This window comes from Stratiformator vulcanicus, assembly GCF_007744515.1.
Lineage (GTDB): Bacteria > Planctomycetota > Planctomycetia > Planctomycetales > Planctomycetaceae > Stratiformator > Stratiformator vulcanicus.
In genome coordinates, this window is record NZ_CP036268.1 from 4,397,166 (window position 1) to 4,412,068 (window position 14,903).

14 protein-coding genes and 1 tRNA gene are annotated in these 14,903 nt (G+C 56.6%); 4 read left to right on the forward strand and 11 right to left on the reverse strand.

From position 1 onward, the window contains the following. The first annotated feature begins 126 nt into the window (after positions 1 to 126). Complete coding sequence (locus Pan189_RS17505; RefSeq protein ID WP_145365377.1) at positions 127 to 1,449, forward strand: AAA family ATPase; 1,323 nt, start codon at positions 127 to 129, stop codon at positions 1,447 to 1,449. 183 nt (positions 1,450 to 1,632) lie between these two features. On the opposite strand, the gene Pan189_RS17510 is transcribed toward Pan189_RS17505, so the two are convergent. From Pan189_RS17510 to Pan189_RS17545, 8 genes are all read right to left on the reverse strand, one after another. Beyond that, a complete protein-coding gene (locus tag Pan189_RS17510; protein WP_310820717.1) occupies positions 1,633 to 2,334 on the reverse strand; it encodes a DUF2213 domain-containing protein in 702 nt (233 codons plus the stop codon). Between the two features lie 175 nt (positions 2,335 to 2,509). Beyond that, entirely contained in the window at positions 2,510 to 3,025 is a 516-nt protein-coding gene (locus Pan189_RS17515; protein WP_145365379.1) for a hypothetical protein, read from the reverse strand. A 9-nt stretch (positions 3,026 to 3,034) separates the two neighbouring features. After that, the gene (locus Pan189_RS17520) at positions 3,035 to 4,444 is read right to left on the reverse strand and encodes a terminase large subunit domain-containing protein (RefSeq protein ID WP_145365380.1); all 1,410 of its coding nucleotides are present in this window, start codon (positions 4,442 to 4,444) and stop codon (positions 3,035 to 3,037) included. After that, on the reverse strand, positions 4,441 to 4,860 hold the full coding sequence (locus tag Pan189_RS17525; protein WP_145365381.1) for a hypothetical protein: 420 nt from the start codon (positions 4,858 to 4,860) through the stop codon (positions 4,441 to 4,443). Before Pan189_RS17525 ends, Pan189_RS17520 begins: the two co-directional genes overlap by 4 nt. A gap of 533 nt (positions 4,861 to 5,393) precedes the next feature. Further along, complete coding sequence (locus Pan189_RS17530) at positions 5,394 to 7,313, reverse strand: DUF3854 domain-containing protein (RefSeq protein ID WP_145365382.1); 1,920 nt, start codon at positions 7,311 to 7,313, stop codon at positions 5,394 to 5,396. After that, positions 7,313 to 7,567, reverse strand: a complete 255-nt coding sequence (locus Pan189_RS17535; protein ID WP_145365383.1) for a helix-turn-helix domain-containing protein — start codon at positions 7,565 to 7,567, stop codon at positions 7,313 to 7,315. Before Pan189_RS17535 ends, Pan189_RS17530 begins: the two co-directional genes overlap by 1 nt. 188 nt (positions 7,568 to 7,755) lie before the next feature. After that, positions 7,756 to 8,559 carry a hypothetical protein gene (locus Pan189_RS17540; RefSeq protein ID WP_145365384.1) on the reverse strand — a complete coding sequence of 268 codons (804 nt, stop codon included), beginning with the start codon at positions 8,557 to 8,559 and terminating at the stop codon, positions 7,756 to 7,758. Beyond that, positions 8,559 to 9,968 (reverse strand): tyrosine-type recombinase/integrase, encoded by a 1,410-nt coding sequence (locus Pan189_RS17545; RefSeq protein WP_145365385.1) that lies wholly within the window; start codon positions 9,966 to 9,968, stop codon positions 8,559 to 8,561. The genes Pan189_RS17540 and Pan189_RS17545 overlap by 1 nt, the downstream gene beginning before the upstream one ends. Before the next feature lie 164 nt (positions 9,969 to 10,132). On the opposite strand from Pan189_RS17545, the gene Pan189_RS17550 reads away from it, so the two are divergent. Both Pan189_RS17550 and Pan189_RS17555 read left to right on the forward strand, forming a co-directional pair. Next, positions 10,133 to 10,206, forward strand: a tRNA-Arg gene (locus tag Pan189_RS17550). 147 nt (positions 10,207 to 10,353) lie between these two features. Further along, positions 10,354 to 11,148 carry a D-sedoheptulose 7-phosphate isomerase gene (locus Pan189_RS17555; protein WP_310820720.1) on the forward strand — a complete coding sequence of 265 codons (795 nt, stop codon included), beginning with the start codon at positions 10,354 to 10,356 and terminating at the stop codon, positions 11,146 to 11,148. Between the two features lie 36 nt (positions 11,149 to 11,184). Here the strand turns inward: Pan189_RS17555 and Pan189_RS17560 are convergent, their stop codons facing one another. Further along, positions 11,185 to 12,582, reverse strand: a complete 1,398-nt coding sequence (locus tag Pan189_RS17560) for an NAD(P)/FAD-dependent oxidoreductase (protein WP_145365386.1) — start codon at positions 12,580 to 12,582, stop codon at positions 11,185 to 11,187. Positions 12,583 to 12,691: 109 nt separating this feature from the next. On the opposite strand from Pan189_RS17560, the gene Pan189_RS17565 reads away from it, so the two are divergent. Next, positions 12,692 to 14,083: a deoxyribodipyrimidine photo-lyase gene (locus Pan189_RS17565; RefSeq protein ID WP_145365387.1), complete on the forward strand. Its 1,392-nt coding sequence runs from the start codon at positions 12,692 to 12,694 to the stop codon at positions 14,081 to 14,083. A 44-nt stretch (positions 14,084 to 14,127) separates the two neighbouring features. Here Pan189_RS17565 and Pan189_RS17570 read toward each other — a convergent pair whose 3' ends face one another. Together Pan189_RS17570 and Pan189_RS17575 are read right to left on the reverse strand one after the other, a co-directional pair. Then, positions 14,128 to 14,502 carry a hypothetical protein gene (locus Pan189_RS17570; protein WP_145365388.1) on the reverse strand — a complete coding sequence of 125 codons (375 nt, stop codon included), beginning with the start codon at positions 14,500 to 14,502 and terminating at the stop codon, positions 14,128 to 14,130. A 59-nt stretch (positions 14,503 to 14,561) separates the two neighbouring features. Continuing rightward, positions 14,562 to 14,771 carry a hypothetical protein gene (locus Pan189_RS17575; RefSeq protein WP_145365389.1) on the reverse strand — a complete coding sequence of 70 codons (210 nt, stop codon included), beginning with the start codon at positions 14,769 to 14,771 and terminating at the stop codon, positions 14,562 to 14,564. Positions 14,772 to 14,903 lie beyond the last annotated feature (132 nt).

The following is a 14,903-nucleotide window of genomic DNA, read 5'->3' on the forward strand; positions in this document are numbered from 1 at the left end:
GTTCCGAGGTGGAACGGTAATCAGCTTTAAGTCGCAGATACGTTTTAGCGTTAGGACGCCCGCGGTCAGCGACAGAAACCAGGCCGTTGAAAAACGACGATTCAGATATCTAGACATTGACGGACGATGAAAAAATTTAACGCAACTGACGTTTTCACTCCGAGTACTCCGGCCAAGGTCGCGTTCGTCGAACGAGAACAACCGAGGAATCAACTAGTCGATGCCATCATTACACCTGGAATGCAAATCGTGGTCTATGGCCACAGCGGATCGGGGAAGACAACCCTGATCCATAATAAACTGGAGCAAACTCGGGAATTCTGGATTAAAACGAGTTGCACATCCGCTTCAACCATCGATTCGTTGATACTCGACGCATTCGACAAGCTCGGACCATATTACAAAGCCGAATCAACCGAGAAACGAACACGTTCTGCAAGTGCGAACATCAAGTCCTCCTACCTCGATTGCGAAGCCCAACTCTCCAGCTTCCGCTCATATTCTGAATCCGAGACGCAGAAGCGAGTACTACCTCCTCAAATCACAATGCCGCGGCTGATAGACTTCCTCGGAGAATCAGGCGCACTGTGGATCGTAGAAGATTTTCACAAGCTACCACCACAAGAGAAGAAGAAATTCGCGCAAATTCTAAAGCAGTTCATGGATGCTTCAGCCGAGTATAGAGAAATCAAGGTGATAGCCATTGGAGCCAAGAAAACTGCCCGTGAAGTGATAGAATACGACCCCGAGATGGAAAACCGGGTCGCTGAAATTTATGTACCGCTCATGGATCGAAAAGAGCTATTCCAAGTCATCGGAATAGGAGAAGATAAACTGAATTGCGAATTCTCAGCAAAACACACGGATTTAATAGCGAGACTAAGTAATGGCTTAGGTGCAGTTTGCCACCAATTATGCTTAAATATGTGCTTTGAAGCAAACCTTTCAGTTACTGAAAAAGACACTGTTTATTTTAAAGACGAGCATTTTGATGCAGCCTTGGCACGATTTTTGTCCGACAAGTCAGACACATTCAAGAAACAGTATGAGAAAGCAACTCGCCGGAAGCAGTCAGGGAAATTTGACAATTGCAAATTGATCGTGCATGCGATTGCTGAAATGGGAGAGGACGGCGGTACTTACGCCGAAATCCTTAAACATATTCACACCAGCCATCCGAAGTATCCAGCGGGAAACTTAACAAATTATCTTAAGCAATTGCAAACACCCGAACGGGCAGAAATTATCAAGCAAGACTCCGCATCCGGTCGATTTTCGTTCTTTAACCAGTTCATGAAAACATACGTGTACATGCTAGCTCGAAATGAAGACTCGACGTCTATGAAACCCCAAACGAAGCTCATTGAGGGAAAAGTGTCTTTTCAAGTGAAGTTCAACGCCGAAGGAAAGCTTGTTTTGGTCCGAAATAGGAAACCAGACCGCGACTGACCCGAAAGTTTATCATTAAGACATCACCCGAACTTTGCAAAGAAAGATTGTCGGAGTCTTGTTTCGGCCATCACTTCGCTCCTTTGAGAAAACAACGGCAGGACCCCAGGTGTTCCGGGCCTGAGGTCCTACGCTCCCCGCGCAACGGGGGCGGAGCCGGTTGCTGACTCGCCGTCGATCCTTTCAATCAAATAGGGACGTTCGTTTCAGCGGAGCGATCTTCGCTTCCGTAGTTGCGGGCTGACCGAGGAATTGCTGCGGCTCGAATAGCGGCGGTGGAGTAGCGAGTGGTCGGACCGTACCGTCGAACGGGTCCCGCTTAGGCTCTAAGTACCAAAGCGAATACCGAGCCAGCGGAGCAACCGGCAGAGCTTCGTTACGGAGAAGGCCGCACCCGGCGCGAATGCTACAGGCTCCTTCCGAGCCGGGAAGGATGGCGAGGTGATCGGGGATCAGCTTCTGCGCTTCGTTCTCGCCGAGCGCGTTACGGGCGAGAGTCATAAGGAAGCCGGTAGAGACTTCGATGGCTTGGCCCCGGTTGACGGCGTCTAGCAGCGTAGGGCTAGCTTCTAGGAGGCGGGCCGTATCCAGATAGGCGTCGGCGGCGAGCCTATTCCCGTCCATCCGGGCGTTCTTAACGAATCCGATAGGAGTGTCCGGAGAGTCGGCTACGACTACATGGCGTCCGTTTCTCTCGGGATGGCCGAGGGTGATCGGCTTACCGTTCCACCCGGCTAGCGTTTCCGTGAGAACGTCGGACCTATAACGGACGGGACCGAGATTTCCCTCGTGGACGTTCGCCGTAATCATAACGACGGGAGCGACAAGAAAATCTTTCCCGTCGATGGTCTCCCGGCGCGGCTCCGCGATCGCGGATCGGTTCACTACGGTTTCGAGGCTAGGGCTACACGTACACATCGGGTTCTCCTTCGAGCGAAAAAGTGATCGAACTAATTAAATAATGTCTCAGAGGCGTCGGATCGTTGCGGAACTAATTAAATTAAATAAACAAATACCGAAACACCGGCCATTATTTATTTAATTCGATAAATTCGGCGGACTAGATCAGAATCTGGTTAAGGCGTTCTAATGCGGCGGAGAGGGCGTCGGCCTGAGCCTTGTCGGCGGCTAATTGCTCGGGGCTAGGAGGTGGATTCAGTTCGTTATCTACCTTCGCCAGTTCTTCCCGGTACTCTTCGACCATCCCCTTAAGAGCAATAAGTTGCCGCTCAATATCCGGGCTAGGTACAGAGCCGTACGCAATACCTCTCTTCGCACGGTCCCGTAGATCGTCGAACTCCCGGACTGCCCGGTTAAGCCGGGTCTGCCAATACTGCTTCTGATTACTGAGCACCCGCAACTTCAGGTCGTGGTGATCGAAGTGATCCGGGTTATCGAGGGTGAGCGGATCAGGCCGCCACCGCATCACATAAAGGCCATTGCTGACCTCTAAGTAAGAGCCGTCCGGGAGCATCGCTCGCCGACCGTCCTCCGTCATCACGAGGTTATCGTATCCCCCATGCTCCTCGCAGAAGGAGATGACATCGTCCATCGAGAAAGCCATCGTCGTTAACATTCTTAACTCCTAGAATAAGGCACCGAGAACTCTCCGGCCTTTAGCAGCAACGAACACCGAGCCGGCAACGGCATTCGCAAGATCGTCGTGTCGTCCTTTGGCGTGGTCGATAATGTCCTTGCCGCCGGATCGCGTTCGTCTCTCAAGTCCGGCCAGTTGCTCTATTAAAGTCTCACTATCCAACAACTCCAACTCCCCCGGAGATATTATACGCGGGAGAAGTTCTAAATATAGCTCCGAACGATTCGCTTTCGCCCGTTCATATCGGATGCCATTCCTCTTAAACCCGGCTACAACGAACTCGGCTGAATAGTTATCCCCCGTGACTCTCGTTAGCCCCCAGCGTTTAAGCTCTTCCGACATCCGGCGGATTACGTCGTTAGGATCGAAGGGTGCTTTGTAGAACGCGACTTTATCAAGAATTATCTTCTCATTATCCTTGTGAGCGAGGGCTAGCGCGGCGTCGTCAATTCGTCCCCCGCTAAGGTCAGCGAAGGCGTGATATTTCAGGTGCTCTCTCGGGCCGAGTTCTAGTCTACCCTTAATCACGGCGGCTTCGATGATGGGCCGGGGGAGGTAATCCGCTACGTCGTCTCTCCATTCGCCTAGGTACTCTGCCAAGGCCGCTGAACGATCCTCGGCCATCGCCTGATCGACTATCTTCTGCGGAAGCGTCGGGTTGAGAACTCGGCTAGGAGCATTGATAACGAGAGTCGAGGGAGAGTTGTTTCCAAAGTGCCGTTCCCACGTCTTAAAGGCCCATCCTTTCCGAGCATAGGGGCTACTGATAGCGATCAGCTTTCCGTTCGCCGTAGCTAGTGCGGGTTTCAAGGCTCTGACTAGCTCGGTGTCGGATTTGATATGAGTGTCCTCCTCGACCCCGAAGAACGCGACCTCATCGACGATTGCGGCGAGAAGGGTAAAGCCACGAGTTGTCTTCCAATCCCCCGCGAGCATTTCGATCCGCACACCGTTGAGGAGTGTAAATCCCTCCTTTGTTTCCTCCTTGACCTGCGCTTTGAGGATAGGAGAGGAATCGAAAGCCGCTCTAATATATGACCGGACGATCCGCGATTGCTTTAAGGACGGAGAACAGACGGCGACCAAAGGTATCTCTCCCGGTGATAGCTTCTTCTCCCTACCACTACAGGCGGCTTCATAGGCTGCTATCGTCGCGGCAATCCGGCTCTTACCTGACCGCCTACCGGTGAGGGCCAGAACCGAATCGAACCCCTCAGCCGGTAGCTTCCCTACGTCCCGCCCGCCGGTCACTTCGGCGAAGCCTGCGGGGTCGGTTGCGGGAAGACCGTAGATGGCGGCCAAGATGTCGAGCCAACCGGTCCAGCTATCAAGTCCTTCTCCGTTGTCGAGGAAGGAGCGGAAGAGATTAGGGTCGTTGATCGTTTCGAGGATGTTCACTGGTCGGTTCCGTTCGTGAGGTAGCTATTGAGGTCGATCGGCTCGGGTTTCATGTCCAGCCCGAGTTCCTTGATCGCCTTGTCGCGCTCGGTCGAGGCGCGGGCTATTTCTCGACTGAACTGGAGGCGTTCCGTTGGCTTGAGCACATCGGCCTCCTTGTTGAGCCATCGAAGGGCGAGCGCTCCGTGCCGCTCCCACTTAATGGCCGTCTGAATTGCGGCTGCGTCCATGAGGCTGATCTCTCCTTTGAGGCCAACCACCGCATCCTCGATTTGTCGCCGGAGCTTATTGATCTGGACCTCGATATAGGCCGCGTTCTTCGGGAGCTTGCCCGCCTTGAGGCCGTGCCGCAGGTTGTTACGGTTTCCCGGCTGCCCTCCGCGCTTCGGGCTATCGTCTTTAGAGGTTTCGCTCATAAGGGGTTTCGTCCTTCCGGGTCGTCTATACGCCTCAAAATCGGCGTAAGTTGTCCGGGCGATAGTTTCGGATTCCCGGTTTTTACTAGGCGAGGTCGTGGTTTCGGATCGGCTTAGAAAACCGATGCTCTACTTTTCTCTTGTATTTTCGAGGTCTTCCGGGGTTAGGCGGGTCGAGTCCGGTCTCCGGTCTTATCCTCCCTCCCCCTCTCTCGCCCCTTTTCCTTACTCACTTCGCCGGTAACTCAAAGTGGTTTACATATAAGATACATAGCACCTCCGACTCGCTGTCGGGGTAATATCGCGGAGCGTCTTCCTCCAAATATATTGTTCTATTGGGGTATTGAATGGCATAGCTGTAATAGTCGTAGTTCCTTCTCTTAAAGACCGTACATAATCGGCCCTTAATCGAACGCACGAGGTTTCCATTCGAGTTCCGGCACCACCTCTCTACGTCTTGAATGTCGCGCTGAAGGGATTGGTTCCGGGCGATTCGAGTTTCACGATCCGGGCACGAGCCGATCCGGGGCATTTCAATTCTCCTTTACGACAAGAGACCAATACTCGGTCGGTCGACCGCGACCCTCGGGACTGACCTTCGTTTTCTGTACTCGACCCGCTCCGACTAATGCTTCCAACGTCGGCCGCAGTTCATTAGCCGAGACATTCAGCGTGCTGTAGAAATCTGATGTCTTAAGTCGACCCTCCCGCAGTCGGTCGAGTACCTTGTCAGCGAGTGTGACTGGCCGCGTGCGTGCGTCCTTAAAGAGGATCGCGGCGGAGTCAATTGAGTACTGCCAAACGGCCAGAGCCGCTCTCAGGTGGACAGGCCAGACGATCGGGCAGCAATCCATCAGGGCGTAGAGCAACGCAAGACGGAGTACGATTGATTTGCCGCGTGCGGTGACCGCGCCGACCAACCCCTCCTGCTCCCGCCGGAGTTCGGGATATACCTGATTCCAAAGGGCTTTCGCTTCCGGCGATAACTCAACACCGTCTCGGTCGCTGGCGAAGTCGATCGCTTGCCGGAATTGCCAGATGAAACCGTTCAGCAGCTTTTCAGGAGGAGGATCGGCGAGCGGCATTACCTTGTCGGACTCAACCAGCCAAATCAGGAATCGGTTCAAGAAGCCGTTGACGGCCTCGATGCCGGGGATGCGGTCCTTGAACTCTGCGGGCGTGATATGCCCGATGACGGAGATATGAGCACCCGAGACGGTTCTCGGATTGACGGTGAGCGTCGACAGATTGCCGGAATCGTAAGTCTCCCGGAGAATCTGACTGAGAATGTTAGTCTCCCGTTTCATATTGGCGAGGACGCGGCTGAACTCCGGTTCGAGGACCCAGAGTCTTTTGTCCGTGATGACGAGTTCGTCTTCGCCGTCTTCGCCTTCCGTCCAAACATCTTGAACCTGCACGATGAGCCCTTCGCCGGATGAAAGGCCGCTCGCCTTGCGGTCTTTGTAGAAGTCCGGGTAGGCGCGAGAGAGGGCAAGACCAGCCATCGTCGCCGACGTACCTTTAAGACCGGTTGCCGTGCGGCCCACGACTAAGGTGTTAATCCGCGCCGGTTGCCAGCCTCCGGCCCAAAGGCGCGGACCGGGACCGATGATCGCTCCGGTGGCGGAAAGCAAGTGGGCGAGGATTCCGGCGGCAGTGGCCTCTGTATAGGGCGCGATCGCGTCTATGTAGTCGCCGAATACGCCGTGGAGTGCCGTTCGATCGAGAGTCGGCGTATCCGAATTCGCCGAACTAATTAAATTAAGAGAGTTATGTCCGCCTCGAATCGGCGCTGCCGAATTAACTAGTAAATTTAATTTTCTCGGTCCCTCCTCCACGAGAAGGTCGTCAACCCCGTATTTCTCCCCGTTCGGCGACGGGGGCATGGCGACGTGAAAGACCGTACGAACCCCCGCAGCGTATAACGCTTTCGCGAGTCGAGACTTGGCCTTCTGGACGTTCTCGCGTGTGGTGGGTTTCTCGTCGAAGTCGAAAACAACGTAAACTTCTCGACCCTGTAGCGGCAGCGCGGCGATGTCGGCAATCGGTTCGCCGTTACTCTGTCCACATTCGACACCTCCGATCCCTACCGCAGCATAACCTTCCTGCGCGAGGGCCAGCGCCTTCTTTTCCCCCTCGGTGATGAAGAGGGGCTGACCTTCGTCCTTGAGTTTTTTGATCGCCGCGATTGGGAAATATGCTCGCGGGGGACTTCCGGCTGGTTGCTCGTATTTGATGATCTTTCCGCTGTCGGTGACGCGCGGATTGTGAGGCTTCTTACGGCTGAAATCGTTGAACTCGCCGTTGAGGTTTGGGTACGGAAAGACGAGATTGGTTCGAGTTCGATCCGTGTGGATTCGGTTCGCCTTAACCGTCTCATACGTTAGGCCGGACGATTGAAGGTCCTTCAGATCGTACGCACTGACGGGTAGCGGTTCGGGAGCTTTCGGCATTAGTAATACTCCCGGACTGCCGGGTTCCGCTTTCGACGCTTGCGAGCCGGTCGCTGTTTTTTTGTCCGCCGGGCGATGAAGCCCTCCAGATCATCCGGATGGACCCGCCACGTCGGTCTACCGCCCGGTTTCAAGCTCACATCGATCCCGCGTAGTTGGTCGCTGTTGATGAGATCGACGACCGAGTGTTGGCGGATGCCGAGCCGTTCGGCGACCTCCGCCGTCGTGAGTAGTTTGTCGAGTTCAATATCCATCGCCGAACAGCCGTATTAAGTCGCGGGGAGTCGCGGCCAGCCGTAATCGACGGCCTCTACCCTGCTCCGGTCGTTTCGTTTATTTCTGCGACGAAACGCTACTCGGACGTAGATCGTAGGGACGGCGCAAAAGAAAAGCCGCTCCGCGTTTCTTTATGACGCGAAACGGCGAAACGGGGCGATCCGACTTAGTCCGGGTCGCGTTCTTCATAGCTGGCGAGGCGGCTGGGGAGTTCGCGGTTAAGGAGCGACAGCGTCATCGCCAATTTCCCGTTCACGCACTGAGCTTTGTAGCCCTTGTAGCCGCTGAAGTGCTTCTCGAAGAAGCGCGATAGGGAAGCCGCAGAGAAGTCATTCTGAGGAAGATCGGCGAAGGACTTGACGGCGATTGGTTCGTCGTTGAGTAGCGATCCGTTGTCGTACCCGTGGTGCCGAGAGAGAGCAGCGATAATCAGCGTCTCCTTATCAGACTCGCCCTTGGACGGTCGCCCCCTACGTTTTGTCGAGGCGTTGATTCTCGCATTTTGCGTCGTTGTATCACGCTCCGCGAGTTTCGCCCGCTCACGCTGGAGGGAGGCTTGCATCCGGCCCGCGTCGATCAGGTACGCGGCGGATCGTTCGGCGAGTAGGCGTCGGCCTCGGTTGATGAAATCGGCTTCGTCGAAGGCGTCGGCTTGTTCGTCGACCGACAGCGGACCGAGTAGGACCGTTACCGCAACGCAAGCAATCTCCAGCATCGCCGCGTGCGCTGAGGGGAATGACCGAGAACCGAGATAGCCGTGATGCGTGATAACGGAATCGGCGACAGCGGCTAGTCTTTTGTAGTGTCCCTCGATCGCAGTCCGTCGCTCATCGGTCAGTTCGGATCGAAGCTGGTACATGAGGCCGAAGGCTGCTCCGACGTCGCCGCGCTCGGCACAACACCGAATATCGGCGAGTAGTAGCGTCCACTGTTCGGCAGCCTCGGAAGCCTCTCGGAATGCGTCGCTCATTAGGCAACCTCCCCGCCGTCGAAGATGCGGAGCGTCGGCGGATCATCGGCGGCGGCTCCCGGCCCCGATTCCGTCGAACTAATTAAATTAGTTAAATTAGGTCCCGAGTCGCCGACATTCTTTAATTCTTTTAATTTCTTCGGTGGTTCCGGCTCCCCTCCGAACAGCCATCGGCGAACGTGGTCGGTAACGGCGCGAAGTCGGTCGCGTCCGACCCTTTCCCGATATACCGCCGCCATCGAGTCGTCGGCGTGCCCCATTATGTAGTCGACCGAGACCTGGTCCTTAGTCTCCCCGGCGATCGTCTCGAAACCGTGCCGTAGTGCGTAGAAGCCGATGCCCGGTCGCTTGATTCCGAGCGCGGTTATCGCCTTGTTGAACTCCTGCCCGATACCGTCGCTGGGCGAGCCGTTCGGATTCGATTTCACCCAGCGCGATCCCCTTTCGGTCACGAACAGCAAGTCCGCGTCGGCGGAGTCTTTCACGTCGATCCCCTTCCTCACGTCCATCCAGTCCCGCAACGCCTCGACAGTCTCCGGCCAAAGAGCGAACTGCCGCTCAACCTCAGTTTTTGGACGCGGGTAATCGACCCAGCCCGATTCGAGGTCCACGGCGTCAATCGGAAGATTGCTAAGGTCGGACTGACCCAGCCCTCCGTTCGCGGCGAGTAGGACCATCGCAATAACCGGTCGGTGAGGCTTACGTCTCGGCTTCGGCTCTGACTCGCCCGGCTCCCGTAGGTCTTCCCCCCGCAGGTAGGAGAGGACGAGCCGAATCTCGTGAGGCTCCCACATACGGTCGCCCGACTCCTTCCGCGCGGCCCTACGCTCGCGCCGGATGATCCGGGCTGATGGTCGCTTGAAGTCGGAACCGAATACGATTGGCTGCTGGATCATCGCATTGTCGAGGGCGTACTTGAAGACCGACCGAACCCTCTGAATGACATTACGTTCGGCGACGGCTCCCCGAGTCTTAGTGATCTCTTTTCGGAGTCGCTTGAAATCGGCGGGTCCGAGATTCGTCACCGCTCGATTCGGACCGAATACCTTCACAATGAGGTCGGTTACGGCTCGGTAGTCGCCGAAGGTCCGGGGGCTGATCCGGTCCTCATCACGATCGTCGGCCTTGGAAGTGAGGAAGTGATTCGCGAGGTCGCGGATCGTCAGTTCATCCGGTTCCGCTTTCGGGGCGGGCTTACGACCGGCGTACAGGTCCTCCTTTTCGTCCAGCCACCGCTCAAGGCTCGCGTCGCCTTGCGGGTCTTCCGTCCACTTCTCGAAATAGTGGACTTTGTTGCGAACCTTCTTCGCCCAGCGGCCACAAGCATGAGCGTACAGCGGAAAGTCGGGACGTGGTTTCTTCGGTCGGCTGGCAGCGGAAGACTTCGTTCGGTTAGAATCCGTAGACATAGGGCACCTCTCTCTTAGCTGGGGTAGGTGTTCTCGGGAGTTCGCCCGGTTCCAGCGGGCGGCTCCCTTTACGCCTTCGATTCTAAACCGGCGTAACTATCGGCGTAAGCGGCTTTCGGAAGGAAAACACGGATTCGCCGTAATCCGTTACTAGAAAAAGACTTGCACCCGTAGCTCAACTGGATAGAGCACCGGTCTTCGGAACCGGGGGTTGGGGGTTCGAATCCCTCCGGGTGTATTCGCTGTTCTCTCTGCGATTCTCGGCATGCGGTTCTCTGCTCTGTGTCGTTCGGTCTGAAGAGTCAGATCGCCGTTGCGGTCCGGAATCAATGGATCGGTGCCGATTGCGGCTTCGATTCGCTACAGGGCCTCGGTGGCGGCCACGATGAGCCGCAGCTGCTGCAACAACGGCAATTCGGCCCGCAATTGGTCTGGTCGCAATCGCGCCAGCCCTGCTATCACCCGCGCTTCGACCTACCGCGATGACGGAACGGTACTTGGCGTCAACCCAGGCGAATTCCTCGGGATCCGCAATATGAATAGTGAAACATCCGCCCGAGTTCACGCCGCTGAGCAGGCCTTGTCTGACCTGATTCGTGCGGCCGAGGCGTTCCACGCTGCCGGTGTTGGCCCACTTGTCCGTGCGTCAGAGGCCATCATTGCTTCGATCGAAGCGGGCGGAAAAGTTTTGATCTTCGGGAACGGCGGCAGCGCAGCCGAGGCGCAGCATTGGGCCGCCGAATTGACGGGGCGGTTCCTCCGCGAACGCCGGGCCCTGCCCGCCATCGCACTCACCGTCGACACCAGCGCTCTGACGGCGATCGGCAACGATTACGGTTTCGACCGCATCTTCGAACGGCAGGTCGAGGCGCTCGGTGCTCCCGGTGATGTGGCGATCGGCATCTCGACCAGCGGAAAATCCGCGAACGTCATCCGCGCGATGGAGTCTGCGTCCAAGGCCGGCCTGACGACTATTGCCCTCGCCGGAACGCAGCAGCGACCGGAATTGGCGTGCTGCAACCACTGCATTTCCTTCCCGGCCGAAGCCACTCCGCGCATTCAGGAGTTGCACCTGCTCGCGATCCACGTCGTCTGCGATCTCGTCGAGGCCCATTTCGCCGGCGTCGAGGCCGATGACCGAGACACGAACGGCTCAATGCCGCTGTGCAACGCGGCCTGAGACAGTGCCCGGGCGAAAAAGCGGTTGCCCTCTGACTCAACTCGAAGCGGCCGCGTGAGGCTCCGGCTTTGCGTTCGCAGCCGCGTTTGGGCTCACCTGTTCCATGTCGTCGCCGGGATGCCCCGTGATGAGGCGTGTCGTCTTCCCCCAGGTCAGATAGCTCCAGCCCCACTGCACGAACACCAGCATCCGGTTCTGAAACTGCACGAGCTGCATCAGGTGGATGAACAGCCACATCAGCCAGGCGATCGTCCCGCTGAAGTGCCTCTCCCCGACTTGAGCGATCGCGGCCCGCCGACCGATCACCGCCATCGTGCCCAAGTCACGGTAGCGGAACGGCTTCGGCTCTTCCCCTTTGATCCGAGCCGGAATGACCTTTTTGCCGAGGTATGCGGCCTCTTGAATGGCAACCGGTGCGATCCCCGGCAGTTGCTTGCCGTCCTCACCTTTGGCTGCGGCAAGATCGCCGATGACGAACACGTTCGAGTGTCCCTCAACCGATAGATCGTTATTGACCGCAACCTGCCCGCCACGACCGAGTTCGACGCCGGCCGCCTCCGCAAGCTTTGCTCCCAGTGGCGAAGCTCTCACACCGGCCGCCCACAACACCGTCTCCGACTCAATCCGTTGCGTTTCGCCGTCAAGGGTGTATTCGACGTAGTCCGGCTCGATGGCGGTCACGCGTGACTTGGTTTTGACTTCCACGCCGAGCCGCTCAAGATCGGCCTGCGCTTTCTGGGAAAGGTCTTCGGGGTAGTGTTCCAGCACTCGGGGACTGGCGTCGAGCAGATAGATCTTGGAGTGGGACGGATCGATCCGACGAAAATCGTTCCGCATGGTATGCCGGGCCAATTCGCTGATCGCCCCGGCCAGTTCCACTCCGGTCGGCCCGCCGCCGACGATCACGAATGTGAGTGCCCGATTTCGCTCCTCCGCATCATTGGCATTCTCGGCTCGCTCGAATGCGGAGAGCACTTCGCGGCGGATTTCGATCGCACTCTCGATCGATTTCATTCCGGGAGCCTCTTGCGCCCAATCATCATTGCCGAAGTAGAAATCAACGGCGCCCGATGCTACGACGAGGTAATCGAAAGGGACACGCTCGTCTCCTAGCAGGACGCAGTTTTCATCGAGATCGAAGTCGGTCACCTCGCCTAGGCGGACGAAGCAGTTTTTCTGTCGCCGAAAGATCACCCGCAGCGGCGAAGCGATATTTCCGGGCGAAAGCGTCCCGGTCGCCACTTGATAGAGCAGCGGTTGGAACAGGTGAAAATTGCGGCGGTCGATCAGCGTGACGTCGACATCGGCTTTGCGAAGCGAGCGAGCCGCGTTGAGTCCGCCGAAGCCCCCACCGACGACGACCACTCGCGGACGCTTGCCCTGCTCTTGCCCGCTGCCTTGATGACGGTTGTGGTCGGTTTGCGTCGATTCCATATAAGTTCCTGCATGGTTCAAATGACAGGTCAGACGCGGGATATTGATCCTCCCGCCTGCCGACCCTGTTGATAACCCGATCCCAGTCCAACCGCCCAAAGTGTCCGTCGTGCCGACAAGTCAGATCGAAACCGAACGCGTTCGAAAACTCAACGACCATTCTGCTCGCGCAGGCAAATATGTCCTTTATTGGATGCAACAGTCGCAGCGAGCGCGATTCAATCCGGCTCTCGAATTCGCGGTTCAAAAAGCCAACGAACACGAAAAGCGACTGCTCGTGGGGTTCGGTCTGACGGACGATTATCCCGAAGCGAATGCGCGGCACTACCACTTTATGCTCGAAGGACTGAAAGAGACTCAGGAAAGTCTCCACAAACGAGGCATCAAATTCGTTCTGCAGTTCGGCTCACCCGACGAGGTCGCGATTCACCTCGCCAAAGAGGCCTCCGCCGTCGTGTGTGATCGCGGCTATCTTCGCCATCAGAAAATATGGCGCGAAAAATTGGTCGACGCGATCGACTGCGAGATCACAGAGGTCGAAGGGGACGCCGCGATTCCGGTCGAGACGGTCTCCGACAAGGCGGAATATGCCGCGAGGACGATCCGGCCCAAAACAAATCGGCATCGCGACGAGTTCCTCGTCACGTTGTCGACGACCTCGTTGCAAAAGAATTCGCTCAATATCCGCGTGAGCGGCGAGTCATTAGACGATGTGCCCGGGCTGGTCGCCGGAATGAAAATTGATCACTCCGTGAAACCGGTACCGCAATTCTTTCCCGGCGGGACCGGAGAGGCAAAACGACGACTCCGCAACTTCATTAAGGAGCTGTTTGCGAAGTATGACGAGCACCGGAGTAAACCGGAGTACGAGCACACATCCTGCATGAGCCCGTATCTACACTTCGGGCAGCTTTCGCCCGTCGAGTTAGCCATCGCCATTCGAGACAGCGGGGCCGATCCCGAGCAGATCGACAGTTATCTTGAAGAGCTCTTGGTCCGCCGCGGACTATCTCAGAACTTTGTCTACTTCACCGACGATTACGACCAGTTCAGCTGCCTTCCCGACTGGGCGAAAAAGACACTGGGCGAACACAAATCGGACCGGCGCGAGCACGATTACGGTCTCGATGAATTAGAAGCCGCCGACACACACGATGAATATTGGAACGCGGCGATGCGAGAGATGAAATATACCGGGTATATGCACAACTACATGCGAATGTACTGGGGCAAGAAGATATTAGAGTGGTCGCCCGACCCAGAGGACGCATTCCAGAATTGTTTAATTTTAAACAACAAGTACTTCCTCGACGGAAGAGACACCAATTCCTACGGCAATGTCGCCTGGGTCTTTGGCATGCACGACCGGGCATGGCAGGAGAGAGCAATCTACGGAAAGATTCGGTGCATGATGGCATCGGGGTTGGAGCGGAAATGCGATATCGACGCCTACGTCGAACGGGTCGACGCACTGGTTAAACAGGCCGAAAACGGAAGCTGAGTTTTAAATCGCAAATGTTAATGCTCGACCGAGTCCCGCGGGCTTCAACTCATTTTCCAAAGTCTCCACGCATCGAGCGGACGATGCACGATCGGCTTCGCATCTCGCCAGCCCAATAGTCGGCCGAGCAAATTGGAGCCGGGAGCGATGCTCAGGACGGTTTCGCCGTTCACATTAATCTTAATCGGCTGACCGGTCTCACCAACGATCAATTGCAAGGCCCGTGTCGCACCGATTTCGCGAACCGTGAGCGGCACATAAGCTCCGGCCGCGTAAAGTGCGGCCAGAGCCTCCATGCTGCTCGCCGACAATACCGACCCCGAACCGTGATCCGAGGTTAAGACAATCGCGCCGTCTGGACCGCTGAATTCCAGCTTCCCAGACAGTGCGATAGGGGACGGCCGAATTTGATCGGACATGAAATATGCTCCGCGGTTGCAGCAGTCTTGTGAATAAAGTCGCTGCTCGAAGGCGGGCGTCAGTTCGTCGCGCCGTCACGCGTGCTGATCTTGAGCGTGCCGTTCAATTTCCAATGGGCATGCTCGGCATTAGCGCTCGTTGAACTGGGAACGTAGACGTCCATATTCTCGAACTCGTAGCTGATTTCAGCTCCGTGACCGGTCAGCTTCTCGTAGAGCCCGATTCCCAATTCCGGCCAAGTCTTCGTTTCTTCAATGGCTTCGCTCATCATTAACTCCTCGCTGGACGTGTTTGAGTAACGGCGTGCGGACTTGATTAATTCCAAACCGTCACGCCCGAGAAACTTTAGTCGCTACGAAGCGGTCGGCGAGGTCGGCGGTCCGACATCAGTGGTGTTTTC